At 41.6% G+C, this 14,526-nt stretch carries 6 protein-coding genes; 3 read left to right on the top strand and 3 right to left on the bottom strand.

Going from position 1 to position 14,526, the window contains the following annotated elements:
* Position 1: 1 nt before the first annotated feature.
* From L0Z67_RS16610 to L0Z67_RS16620, 3 genes are all read right to left on the bottom strand, one after another.
* A complete protein-coding gene (locus tag L0Z67_RS16610) occupies positions 2-2,446 on the bottom strand; it encodes a beta-L-arabinofuranosidase domain-containing protein (protein WP_405128278.1) in 2,445 nt (814 codons plus the stop codon).
* 77 nt (positions 2,447-2,523) lie between these two features.
* A complete protein-coding gene (locus L0Z67_RS16615) occupies positions 2,524-3,861 on the bottom strand; it encodes an MFS transporter (RefSeq protein ID WP_193988021.1) in 1,338 nt (445 codons plus the stop codon).
* Between the two features lie 269 nt (positions 3,862-4,130).
* Complete coding sequence (locus L0Z67_RS16620) at positions 4,131-6,962, bottom strand: TonB-dependent receptor (protein WP_405128279.1); 2,832 nt, start codon at positions 6,960-6,962, stop codon at positions 4,131-4,133.
* A 601-nt stretch (positions 6,963-7,563) separates the two neighbouring features.
* Here L0Z67_RS16620 and L0Z67_RS16625 point away from each other — a divergent pair.
* The 3 genes from L0Z67_RS16625 to L0Z67_RS16635 all read left to right on the top strand — a co-directional run bounded on the left by L0Z67_RS16625 (position 7,564) and on the right by L0Z67_RS16635 (position 14,479).
* Positions 7,564-8,526 (top strand): glycoside hydrolase family 43 protein, encoded by a 963-nt coding sequence (locus L0Z67_RS16625; RefSeq protein ID WP_062567464.1) that lies wholly within the window; start codon positions 7,564-7,566, stop codon positions 8,524-8,526.
* Between the two features lie 343 nt (positions 8,527-8,869).
* Positions 8,870-12,280, top strand: coding sequence for a LamG-like jellyroll fold domain-containing protein (locus L0Z67_RS16630; RefSeq protein WP_405128280.1), 3,411 nt, complete (start codon positions 8,870-8,872; stop codon positions 12,278-12,280).
* 195 nt (positions 12,281-12,475) lie between these two features.
* Positions 12,476-14,479 carry a methyl-accepting chemotaxis protein gene (locus tag L0Z67_RS16635; RefSeq protein WP_237128220.1) on the top strand — a complete coding sequence of 668 codons (2,004 nt, stop codon included), beginning with the start codon at positions 12,476-12,478 and terminating at the stop codon, positions 14,477-14,479.
* Positions 14,480-14,526 lie beyond the last annotated feature (47 nt).

A 14,526-nucleotide genomic window follows, 5' to 3' on the forward strand; every position in this document is an offset into this window, starting at 1 on the left:
TTTATTGTGCGTTGATTAAACGAATACCATAGATACCACCAGCAACAGAGTTTTTGTCGGCAGCAAAACGTAAGGTCAGCGTTGTCGACTTTTTCATTGCCTCTGTTAATGGGTAATCAATGGTGTAGAACTCATCAGTTGGCTTGCCTACGGGCAAACTAACCGCCGCTAATTGCTCACCATTTAAATTAATTGAGAAATGACGGTTCACATCGCCAATAAAATAGCGAACACGCAAAGCAACCGCTTTTTGTTCTGGGTTACTAAGCTGATACTCAAACCAACCTGTCGCATCGCGCCAGTGATGACCATTATTGACACCTGCACGGGTTCCTTCACCTTTAAAGTCATGTTCGACTTCAGGTTGTTGCTCACCCGGCGTAATTTGATCAACGGTTAATAAACGAAGTTGCTCTTTCGCTTGTTCAGCCGCTTTTGCACCGGCAACAAATTGCGTGAACTGAGCTTTGCTTTGCTGCGGCCAATACACTTGATAGCGGCTATCGTGTAAACGGAAGAACGGAATTAACTCCGTGCTCTTGGTATTATCAATTCCTTGTTTAGCAATCGCCACATTTTTATCGGCGATAAATGCGAGCTCTTGGCCTGGCTTACGAGTGAGGTCGGCAATAAACTTTTCTGGCTCACTCAGCATAATTGGCAACGCTTCTGGTGGACAAGTTGGTCCTGCAGCTATGTGGCCCATACGGCTATTATCAGCAACAAAGTTAAGCTTTTCATTTGCAAAAGCGTGTACTTTAGTAGCCATGACAACAGGTCCGTACATCACTGAGTAATAATGCTGACCATCAGGTAGCTGCTCAGTATAAAGCTTAGGGCTAAGTTCAAAAGCAAGCTTATCACCGCTTTGCCATGCATGGCTGATACTGTAATAACCGTCTTTTTCGGTTGCGCTTACAGATTGTCCATTTAAAGTAAAGCTCAGCTCACCCTGTTGCCAAGACGGTTTACGAATATGAATTACCGACTCAGAGCTTTGCTCTTCAGACAAGCGATTCACAGTAAGTGAGACCTTGTTATCATCTGGGAATTGGCTGTCTTGGGTGATCTGTAAACCCTGTTGTTGCCAATTTAACGTGCTCGGAATAAATAAGTTCACCCATAACTCTTTACCGGTATTGCTATAAATCAGCTCACCATATTTGCTGTGATTTTCAATACCTGAGCCTACGCAACACCACATTGAATCTTGCACTGATGAATACATGCGGTAATGCCCTGGACGCATCGAGGTAAAGTAAACAAGACCACCATGCTCTGGGTGTTGTGACGATAAAATATGGTTATATGTGGCGCGCTCATAATAGTCTAAATAACGCGTATCACCGGTTTTTAAGAACAGTAACTTACTCAGTTTCATCATGTTGTAAGTGTTGCAGGTTTCTGGGCCTTCAACATCTTCAACCATTGGCGTGAAGTCACTTTTATCGTGAAAATGTTCACGTACAGAGTTACCGCCAATTGATACTGAGCGCTCTTGGCTGACTGTTTTCCAGAAAAAGTCAGCACCTTGCTGCCATGCTTTATCATCGCTGGCATTAGCCACTTTCAACATACCAATAATTTTTGGAATTTGCGTATTGGCATGCAGGCCCGTTAACTTATCTTCTTTGTGTAATAAGGGTTCAATAATGATGTTATGAGAGAACTGGCGAGCTAATTTTAAGTAACGCTCATCGTCACTAATAAAGTACATATCAGCAAACACATCATTTAAGCCACCATGCTCTGAGTACAGCATTTGTTGAACTTGCTCATCAGTTAGCTTAGCAGTGGTCGCTAAGAACCATTCGCCTAACTTAAATAACATTTGTTTTGCTTTATCACTGCCGGCTACGTCGTATGCATCGCGCAAGCCATGAAAGATTTTATCGATGTTATAAAGCGGCACCCAGCGGTCGTTTAAGCTGAATAAATCAGCTTTGATTTCACCCTTTTCGATCTGCTGCCACATTTCATCGCCATTTGGGATACCGCCTAAGTAACCACCTGTGGCTTGTTGAGCGCGATCCAGCTCGCTTAGCATGTAATCTAAACGCTGCTTTAATTCTTCGTCACCCGTGGCTGCCCATGCAAGGCTCAAGGCTGAAAGGTAATGTCCGCCAATATGGCCATCAAGGCCTGTGCTTTCCCAGTTGCCATAGTTAGGCGCTTTTGGTTCAAGACCGGCTTCACGCAAATAAGGAGCAAGAAGCTGATCAGGATGAAGTGCTAATAAATAACGCACATTTGTTTGCTGTGCATGTAAAAACGGGCTGGCGCTTAAACTGACTTGGTTGAGAGCAAATAAATGTTGTTCGCTGGTATGTTCAGCATGCTCTACAGAAACGGCTTGTGTACTGTCTGTTGGCAGCTCACTGCAACCGCTCACAGTTAATATTGCAGCGCAAACGCTTGCTAAATAGCTAACTTTGAATGTGTTCATACTGTTGTCTCCCAGCGAATTGTTATTTTAAAGAGCAAAGCGCACACACTTTTTAAGTGTGTGCGCTTAAAGGATGGTTAGTGTGGTAGGCGCTTATGAATGACCATATTCGTGTAGTATTCATCGGTGATTTTGTATTTTTTTAAGATCAAGCCAAGCAGTGCATGAAATACACCAGGAATGATAGTTAGCATCAGTGCTAAGCCCATTAGGGTGAATTCGGTTTGCTCAACGTTAGGCTTGTACTCAAAAAATGCCAGTAATAAACCACCCGCTAAGCCAGCTAAGCCACCCCCAGCTTTTTGACAGAATGAAATACCACCAAACGATAGGCCTGATGCACGAACACCGTCTTTAATTTCACCGTAATCTACGGCTTCTGCAATCGCAGACCAGAATACTGGCGCGTGTAAATCAACCACAAATGACAAGATGATATACAGCACAAACGCCATCATTACATCACCCGGCTGCACCACAAAATACATTAGCAATGAGATGAATAGCACAGCAATTTGTGATTGACGAAATAACTTCATTTTACAGTAGCGCTGGGTGATCCAGGTGCTTGCTACCATAGAGACAATAGATGCTGCAATACCCGCACTAGTAAAGGCACCTGCTAAATCAGGCACGCCTAAATAATAGGTTGCGTAATACATAGCAACACTGCCGCGAATCGCATAACCAAGCGTACCAAGTACACATGCCGCACACAGCAATAACCATTGATCGTTTTTAAGTAGCACTTTTAATTGCGTAAGCACACTTTCTTTTTGCGGCTCGTGAGTAATACGTTCGCGCGTTGTAAAAAAACAAAATAAGAACAGTGCAACGGCACATGCCGATACCAACGCCATTGCCAGTTTATAACCATACGACAAGCTGCCATCTCCCCAATATGATGCAAGCAGCGGCACTGAAAATACAATCACTACATTGGCAATCTTAGCGAAAAACATACGGTAGCCGTTGGCTGACAAACGCTCTTTTGGATCGGCGGTTAAGACACCAATGTAAGAAATATAAGGAATAGCGACACCGGTAAACATTAAGGTTGCAAACAGGTAAGTCGCATAGGCCCAAGCTAGTTTCATGTTGTAGTCAAAATCAGGCGTAGTAAAGAGTAAAATCACCGACAGACCATAAGGTATAGATAAAAATAAGAACCAGTGACGGAACTGACCCCAACGCGTTTTCACTTTATCGGTGATCACTCCCATTAAAGGATCGGTAAAAGCATCAACAAAACGCGCCACTAAAAACAACACACCCATATCAACCGGATCAAGCCCGTAAATATCGGTGTAAAAGAAAGACATAAAATAGAATAACGCTGCTACCATGACATTCACTGCCATGTCACCGGCACCAAAGCCGACCTTTTCTACAACGGATAACTTTTGAGATTCCATACAACAACACCCTAAATGGTCAATAATGAGCAACGCTCACTATTTCGAGCAATGATGACAAGCCTTCAACACTGCGTATCAAATAAATTTACAGCCCTAGATAGTACACAGCTTGGCCATTGCGTTCGTTATTTTTGTAAATTTAATGCTAATTCAATTAATAGTATTATCATACTAATTAAATCGCAACACTTTTCGACTGATAACAAACATGCGCTTTACGAATAAAAAACCCCAGCAGGGCTGGGGTTTTTGGGTCTAATTAAGAATTAGAAAGAATAACGTGCACCCAAGGCAAATGTGCGTGAGTAAATAGCATTACTAAAGTTAAATAGGTTGTCGTTGCCTTCACCGTAGTAACTTTGGTAAACATCATCTAGGATGTTTGTTGCATCAAAGGTCACAACAAAATCTTCATTGATATTGTAGCTAAATTGGAAGTCTAAGCTTTGTTCTGGGCGGCTCCAAAACTGCAAAGGATTAGCAAAGATAGCGGCTTCATTACCCGTATAAAACTCTGAACGCCATACATAAGATAAACGCATATCGAATGAATCACGCTCATAAATACCTACGATGCTATATGATTCATCAGATACACCCGCCATCTCTGATTCTACATAGCGAGAAATATTACCTGCTTCGTCAAAGTCAGGCGTGTCTTGAGATGAATCAAGCAGTGTGTAACTTGCTTGCACACCTAAGCCATTCAAGTATTCAGGTAATTCTTCAGGGAAGTAAACTAAACCTAACTCGAAACCTGATAGCTCACCATTGGAAGCATTAACGGGTGCACTTAATACGTATGGACGAGTGACGCCATCGTTACCTTCACGTACAACTGTTTTGCGGCCAGGTACAACTAGGCCTTCAATTTCACGCTTAAAATATGCTGCGTAAAGTGAACTTGTATCAGCAAAATACCACTCAAGGGAAACATCATAGTTAGTCGATTCTGTCGGTTTTAATTCAGGGTTACCGCCAGTGCCTTCCCCATAAATCGCCCCCTCAGTAAGTGGATCAGTCCAATACTGAAGCGCATTCAAATCAGCAAAGTTAGGCATACGCAGCGTTTCTGTATACGCTACACGGCCAACCACATCATCGGTAATATTCCAGTTAAGCATAAAGCTTGGTAGAACTTTGCTTACATCTGCAGTTGCAGAGCTAGTATCAAATACATTGGTATTAGTGCCAGTTTCAGCTGTAAACTTCATATCTTGTTCATAGCTCACATAACGTACACCAATTTCACCACTGATATCTTCGGTTAAGAAAAAGTTCGTTGTTGCATAAAGTGCATATGAATCTTCTTCAATATCAAAGGTTTTATATTTATCTTCCGCTTCAAGTCCGTAAATCCCGCGAATTGCATTCGCATTATTTAGTAAGTAACCACCGTCCGCTGTAATAAAGCTATCAAAAACGTCTGCACGACCATCTAAATAATCATTAACTTGATACACCACACCTGAGCCATCACCCGATGCACCCGCTGCTGCAAGTTGTTCAATTAGACTTGCAAGAGATGTATCCGCTATGCCACTGTCCTGAGTACGTGTAAATTCCTCTGCGGTGCGGTTTTCATAACGACCACCAAATTTTACTTTATCGAAATATGTACCGCCAATTAAGTACTCCGCATCAAAAGTAAATGAAAGAGCGTCGCCTCGGTTACCTCCGCCATTATCGTATAATGTACTCGCATTCCAGTTTTCGATGGCTGCCATGTCTGCTTCATTTAAAGCTGTGTTCGGATCATCCCAAAATGCAATACCTGGCATTCCGTCATTATCATTAAAGTCTACATCTAACCCTGTAGCAACACGATCAAACCGCATACCAAAAAAGTCGCTTTCAAACTCACTTTCTTGATAAACAAGTTCTGTGTTAATTGTTAAGTAATCACTTGCTTGCCACTCGGCGCCGAGTGCATATAGGTAACTGTCTGTTTTTTCAGAGTTAGAGTCGCCACTTTGGAAGCCACCAGCACCAATAGCTTGTTTCTCTTTAATGACATTAGTACCATCAAACACAACGGGGGTATCAATATTCCCATTACCATTTTCAAAGGTATTTGAGAACCATAATGCGTTTTGAGACTGATTATCATAACCGGTATAGAAACCTTCCGCTGTAATTTCCAACGTTTCATTAGGAGCCCATTGGAGTGATATTGATGCAGCAGGTCGTTTGCGAACACCTGTAAAAGACGTACCGAAAATCGCATCTCGAGCTAACAAATATTCTGTTGGTACACCATCAACATTTAATGTTGAACCAGCAGCCGAAGGCAAACCACTTTCAAGTCCCGCCTGCCAAATCAAATTCCCCTGCGAGTCATTATTTGGAATACGAGAATAAGGTGAATAACCAACAGCTGGTTTATCTGTAAAGAATGGGAATGCCGCGCCCGCTGTTATTGTGTCATCGCGATAATTAGTTTCTGCATAAGAGACGTTAAATAGCGCACCAAATTCACCAGCTCCCTCTAAATCCCAGCGATTGCTAATGAGGGCGCTGATATTAGGATCAATTTCATCAGACTGATCAGAATAAATTGCACGTGCTGCTAAAACGACTTTTTCACCTTCAAAGTTGAATGGACGGTGCGTTTTAATGTCAATTGCCCCTGCGATACCACGCTCAATTTGATCTGCCGAGCGCGTTTTATAAACAGTGACGCCTGATAAAAGGCTTGCTGGAATATCTTGTAGTGAAACATCACGACCCGCACCAGTAAAGATGGCACGACCATTTATAGTTGTATTAACATCGGTTAAGCCACGAATTGAAACTGCACTTACTTCACCAGCACCACGACCCGTTGTTTGTACCCCCGTTACACGCTGTAATGCTTCAACCACGTTATTATCAGGAAACTTACCAATATCTTCTGCAACAATGGCATCGACTATCTGAACGCTTGCACGCTTTTCATCTAATGCTTTGTTTAAGCTGCCGCGAATACCAGATACCTGAATCACTTCCATTTCATCAGCGCTATTCTCAGGAGTGGTTGGCGTTTCCTCTTGAGCAAAAGCAAATTGACAAGTAAATGCCATAACTACAGCACTGGCTATGTGTGTTCTTTTAAACATAAGCGGTGTTCTCCAAATTATAGTTATATCGGCCCGCTGAACTTTCCCCATTCAGTTACCGAAGCGAGACCACTGTATTGTGCATCGTATGTTGTCAAAACGGTGCGCAAGTGAATCTACATTTTTTATGTTAATACTTTGCTGCCTGAACTTTAATCATATTGTATGACTATTTAACAGTCAACTCAAAATTAATAAATTAAAATAAGTGTCGCTATGTTTACAAAAACACTTTGATTATAGCATGTTACAAACATATGAAAGGCTATTTTAAATATAAAAAACCATGAAAAGGCTATAATAATCATTAAGATAAAGATGAGTAACAGATCATCTAAACTCTCTTTTAATTTATAAGAAACAACAAGAAAGGACTAACAAGTTATTTACCTTGCACATTTTAATGCTACTATTAATATTGAAATACAATAATACAATATAAGTTTACTTTTAACTGCACTGACTAAATCGTTGCGATGTAAACAATCAGTTACCCAGTATAATTTAACGTACAGTGCTTATTACTTGGGCTGTTTAAGTTAGATCTAAGTGTGGACAAAGTAATAGCTCGAACAACAATTATTAGTCAAAGAGGACACTCATGAAGAAACTCAAAGCCTTAACACTGCCTTTACTCTTCTCAAGCAGTTTAGCCGTTGCACAAAATCCACTGTTTACCGATGTATTTACTGCTGACCCAGCTGCACTTGTACACAACGACACCGTATACCTTTATACAGGCCATGATGAAGCCCCTAATAATGATGTCTTCTTTGAAATGCATGATTGGCTGGCTTTTTCTTCTACCGATATGGTGAACTGGAAAAAACACGGCCCAATTATGAAAGCCACTGACTTTAAATGGGCTAAGGGCCAAGCGTGGGCTTCACACATGATTGAGCGTGATGGTACTTTCTATTTTTTTACCACAGTGCGCCACAATGACACAAAACCCGGTTTTGCAATTGGTGTTGCCACCTCTAAATCACCAACAGGTCCATTTAAAGATGCCATTGGTCATGCGCTTGTAACCGATGACATGACCAAACATACGCCAAATGATTGGGACGACATCGACCCTGCTATTTTCACTGAAGAAAACGGCGATACTTACATGTTCTTTGGTAACTTAATGCCTAAATATGTAAAGCTCAGCGACGACTTACTGTCTCTTGATGGTGAAATTAAAACGCTGGACTTGCCTAACTTTACCGAAGCGTTATGGGTTCACAAGAAAAACGACAACTACTATGTATCTTATGCCTGTGAGTTCCCAGAGAAGATCTGTTATGCCATGAGTAAAAGCATTCACGGGCCTTGGGAATATAAAGGCATCTTGAATGAAATAGCGGGTAACAGCGAAACCAACCACCAATCAATTATCGAATATAAAGGTAAAGACTACTTTATTTACCATACTGGTGCAGTGCCACCGATTGATGGCAAACCAAGTGGCGGGCGTTTTCGTCGTTCGGTCGCTATTGAGCCACTTTACTACAACGAAGATGGCACGCTTAAGCGCATTATTATGACCACTGAAGGCCTCAGTAAACAAGACAAATAATTTCAAGAAGGGCTCTTTAAGAGCCCTTTTTATTGCCTATATATAATACAAATAAACACTTTCCTCGCCTTCTTCTAGTCTAAAATTAAATTAAAAAGCTAAATATGGCTCAGCAAACATCAAAATCGGCCTCTCAAAAAAATTAAAAATACGCCTATACACATTGTAAAATATGAAACCTTGCGTTTACACCTTAATTACATTTGCAAAAGTATTTGCACATTTCAAATAGTACTATAAAATTACAATACTACGTTCTTATTAGTTTGATATAGGCACGCGGCAATTTTATTGACAACAATCGAATAAAAAAATGAATCCCAGTTTCAAGAGGACACATAAAATGAAATTAAATAAATTAGCCATGATCATAGCTTGCTCTTTGGCTGTTACAGGTTGTGGTAAAGAAGAGGGTACTAAGCTTGACTCATCACCTGCGGTTGCCGACCCGCAAAGTGCAAAACCAAGTGTAAGCAGCAGTGTTCAATACACTGAATCAGGTAGTGTCATGATGACTAATGTAAGCGTGCACGATCCTTCTGTGGTTAAAGTTGACGACACCTATTATATTTTTGGCTCTCATCTTGCTGCCGCTAAATCAACTGATCTCTTAAACTGGGAAATAATTTCGAGCCTCTCAGCTAACGCAGCTGTTAACGAAAGTCCACTATTTGACTACAACTACACAGCTGAAATTGCCGAAGGTATTGAGTGGACAGATGGCTTCACAGGAAACTGGGCAGCAGATGTAATCAAAGCGCCAAATGGCAAATTTTGGTTTTACTATAACCACTGCGCACAAGATAACCCAGATACCGCAGATGTGGTTGATGAAGTGTGCTGGAATCGCTCTTACCTTGGCTTAGCCGAAGCTGACAACATTGAAGGCCCTTATAAAAACAAAGGTATTTTCTTACGCAGCGGTTATCGCTCTGATGCTGAATTTTCAGCATACCCACTTGATAACGGTCAAACGACATGGAATGGTGCCGTTGATCCAAACGCCATTGATCCTGCAGCCTTCTATGATGCAAACGGCAAACTTTGGCTGGTTTACGGCTCCTATTCTGGCGGTATTTTCGTGCTAGCTATGAATGAAGAGACCGGTATGCCAGAAGCAGGTCAAGGCTATGGTAAAAAGCTGGTAGGCGGTGACTTTCGAGCAATGGAAGGTGCATTTGTGATGTACAGCCCCGAAAGTGAATACTACTACCTATTCTACTCAGTCGCTGGTTTTGCGCTAAACGATGGTTACAACATCCGTGTTGCTCGCTCAAAAACACCTGACGGCCCTTACCTAGATAACGCTGGTAACGACATTGCTGCAATGGGCGGACTTGAAGTGGGCGAAAAGTTAATGGGTGGTTTTGAGTACACGCAAGAACTTGGTGAAACAGCACCAGCATGGGGCTACCAATCACCAGGTCATAACTCTGCTTACTACGATGAAGCGACAGGTCGTCATATTTTAGTAACGCATACACGTTTCCCGCAAACATCGACTGAGTTCCCAACAACTTCAGAAGCGCACCAAGTGCGTGTTCACGAAATGTTTATCAACTCATTAGGCTGGCCAGTGGCTTCACCACAACGCTATGTGCCGCTTGAAGGCGACAACATGGTTGTGGCAGATGAACTTTACGGTTATTACAAGTTTATCAACCACGGTAATGAGGTAAACACCGACGCTATTCGTTCAATGCATATTGCTCTTAACGAAGATCATTCTGTTACCGGTGATGAGCAGGGTATCTGGTACATGGTTGATGACTCAAATATCAAACTAGAGCTTGATTCAGGGACTTATTACGGGGTCGCAAAATGGCAATGGGATGACAATAAACAAGATCTAGTCGTTACTTTTTCGGCCTCATCTTTAGATAATGCGACAGTATGGGGCACAAAAGTTGCGCAAATTAATGAGTCTGAGACAATTCTAGCAACAATACAAGATGCGTTAAATATAAAAACTGAGCTTACAATCGCTGACGATGGTTACTCACTTCCAACGAAAGGCAAAGCAGGTACAAAAATTACTTGGCAGTCTAGCAATGAGTATTATATTGATACAGATGGTTCTATTTTTATCCCAACGCCGGATCGAGGTGATCAAGCAGTCACTTTAACTGCAACGCTAGAGCTTAATGGTGAAGTTGCAACAAAAACATTCAATGTAAACCTAAAAGCACGACCTGAATTTAGAAATGCAATTGCCCATTATCAATTTGAAGATTCACTACGCGACGCCTTAGGTAATCTAGATGATGCTGGTGTAACTGACAACAATCTATTAAATGTAGGTGTAGGCACAACCGCTTTCACTGATGGTCAAACAGGTAAAGCCTTTAACTTTGACGGTGCAACGGGTGTTCGTTTACCTGATAATTTAATTACAACCTCAGAATTCACCGTTTCTTATTGGATTAATCCTGAGAAAATCACAGACTTTTCTCCAACTTTCTTTGCCGCAGCATCCGTTGATAACTGGATAAGTGTCGTACCAGCAAATTCTCCTTCATTCCTTTGGAGCCATTATTTTGATGAAAATAATAAAGATGTTTGGGGTGATGTAAACCAAACTACACCAGCCCCATTAGCTTGGTCGCATATTGCAATTACTTATGTAGACCAAACAGCTACTCTTTATAAAGATGGCAAAAGAATTGGTTCAATACAAAGACCCGACATGTTTAATACACAAACAGGTAACTTTGCATTAGGTGTAAACTATGGCTGGGATTTACCGTTCCAAGGCCAAATTGATGAGTTCATTGTGTATGACTACGCACTCAATAGCCTAGATATTAACGGTGCAGCGATTAACAACTTAACTGATCCAACTCAGTTTGAAGGCTTTATCACAAATGCCCTTGATTTAGGTGATATATCTGCAGTACGTGAGAACTTCGAATTACCTCGCGTTGGTCCATTTGTATCAGGGATCAGCTGGACATCCAACAACGAACAATATTTAAAACCCGTCAATGGCACAGCTATTGTCACTCAGCCAAGTGCGACAGCTGGCGACCAAGTCGTGACATTAACGGCTACTATTCGATACAAAGACTTCACAGATACCAAGTCATTCGATGTAACCTTAAAATCACTTGCCCCTGCTGAGTACAGCTTTGAAGGTGACTTAAGTGCTTTAAACGGTGCCTACGCAGCGGGTAAACCAACTGGCGGTTTAATTAATAATACTGGCGGCAATGTTACTTATGTAGATGGCATTATAGGCCAAGCCGTATTTCTTGACGGTTCGGGGGTTCGTTTACCGGATAACCTAATTACCACCAATGACTACTCTGTATCTATGTGGTTGAAACCCGAAAGCTTCACAGATTACACAACCGCATTCTTCGCGGGTGCGAGTGCGGACACTTGGTTAAGTTATGTTCCATCAATGTCTGGAACGGCGCTTACCCGCTTATGGGCAAATAACGGTGCATTCTTCGATAATGCTGAGCTAGATAGTCGTATTCCTCTCAAAGAGTGGACTCACCTTGCCTTTACGGTTGATGGCACCAACGGCGACACGATAAAAATGTACGTGAACGGTGAACTACAGCTAGAAACGGGCGATTTCCCTCGCGTATTCACAGTCCCTGGTGAAACCAACGAGTTTGCCCTAGGTGTTAACTACTGGGATACCCCCTACAACGGGGCTATTGATGAACTGAAAATTTTCAACGGTGCGATTAGTGCTGAAGAAATAAAAGCACTCTTTGACGCAGCTTCTGCACAAGAAGAGTAATAAGTAAGGTGAGCTGTCTCACCTTACTTATGTGTTGTCAGGAAAGGCCGAGTGAAAACTCGGCTTTTTTCTTACCTAAAACAAAATAATCATTCATTATTAAGCTGATCTGCCGATAAGTAGATTACCAATACATTGGCATTTTATGAGTTAATAACTAACTTATACACAATGCTACTATTTAAAGGGCGTACTATGAACTTTCGGAACTGGCCTATAGCAAAACAAATTGGTGCACTCGCATTTATATTATCCTTATGTGTATTCTCCATCGTTGGTGCCTCATCTTATTTCAGTGCTAAAACAATTTTAACTAATAAAAGTGAACATACGATCAAGGCTAACCTTAACCAAATATCATCTCTCCTCGAACTTCAATATAACAGCTTACTTGCCATTGCACGGCGAAATGCAAATGTATTTAGCGATATGTACTCTGGTTCAATTACGTTAAGTGAACAAAAAACACAAGTCGGTCAATATCAGGTTCCATCATTAGCGCATAACGGCGAGTTAATTAATAACAATATGAATATGGTCGATCGTTATGCAGATCTGACAAAAGGCAATGCAACAGTTTTTGTAAGAGATGGTGATGACTTTTTCCGTATTGCCACGTCATTAAAAAAAGACAATGGCGAACGAGCTGTAGGTACTTACCTAGGAAACAAGCACCCAGGTTACGAAAAGCTCATTGCGGGAGAAGAATATGAAGGGTACGCTAAACTCTTCGGAAATGAATACATGACTGTGTATAAGCCTATTAAAAATAGTACTAACCGGGTCATAGGTATACTTTATATTGGCTTTAATATAAACGACTCTCTTAATGCCCTCAGAGAGTCTGTTGCAAATCTAACAATAGAAGAATCAGGGAAGCTGTTACTATTCAATAATGCCAATAACACAATTATTGTAGGTCCGCATAGTCAATCAGGAGAACAGTTAACAAAGCAAACCTTGCAAGGATTGCCGATTGAGCAAACCGACTCAAACGAACATGTCTATTACACCGACCAACACAATGAAGCGATGTTTGCACTTGCAAAAAAAGTAAAAGGCTGGAATTGGACACTACTCGCCCGTGTAAAAGCACATGAGCTAAATGACGAAAGCTGGCAATTAATGCGTGTGAATGCACTGGCCTCTATCGCCGGCGTTATCATGATTAGCCTTTTACTGTTTTGGGGACTAGTAAGGACACTCGCACCACTTAAAAGACTGACCAAAACAGTTGATGCTCTAGGTAAAGGTGACTTATTGCAGCACATCGAAGCCACTAACCAGCCCAGTGACAACGAAGTAATAACGATTACAGCAAGTGTAAGTAAAATGTCTGTGGAGCTTAAAAAGCTAATACTGGCTTTACAAACATCAATAGTACAACTTGAAACACAAGCATCAGCGGCTCACCACTTAGCACAACAAAATGGCCAAGAAGCCCATGAAATGATGGCACAAACCGCGCAAATTGCAACGGCAATAGAGCAAATGTCGTGCTCGATAAAAGATGTTGCACATAATGCCACTGAAGGCGCGAACCAGACACTTCAAGTTGATAAAGATGCCCAATCAGGACAAAGCCAATTAACGCAAGTCATCAATGATTTAATGCTGCTTAGTCAGCAACTTAATAATAGCCATGATGCGGTAGAAAAGGTGAATGATGCTAGCAATGAAATAAGTAAAGTGACTGAGGTTATTAATGCCATTGCTGAGCAAACCAATTTATTAGCCCTAAATGCAGCAATTGAAGCGGCCAGAGCAGGTGAACAAGGACGAGGCTTCGCAGTTGTTGCCGATGAGGTCAGAACTTTAGCTCAGCGCACACAAAAATCGATTGTCGAAATAAGCCAAACTATCGAGCAACTACAAAGCCAAGTTACCATGGCGGCAGAAAAGATGAAACAAAGCCAGCAGCTAGGGCTTAAGTCTTCAGAAGAAGGCAAAAAAACAGGAGAGCAATTAGAGTCTATTACCATCAGTATTGGGGAATTAACCCGCTCCTCAAGTAACATTGCTGAAGCGACCGATCAGCAGAGCACAGTCGCACAAGAAATAACACAAAACCTTCATCAAATAAGTCAACTTGCAAAAGACAGTGAAGCGCGCACCCAAGGCACAATAAGCTCTGCTGACGACTTAAAAACCCTTGCCGAAGGGCTCAAACGGCAAATTAGTTTCTTTAAAGCAGATTAATCAAAACCTCGATACCAGTTTGTCGGTATCGAGGTAACAGCTCCAGT

It is taken from the genome of Pseudoalteromonas sp. PB2-1 (assembly GCF_045040605.1).
GTDB classification, from domain to species: domain Bacteria; phylum Pseudomonadota; class Gammaproteobacteria; order Enterobacterales; family Alteromonadaceae; genus Pseudoalteromonas; species Pseudoalteromonas arabiensis.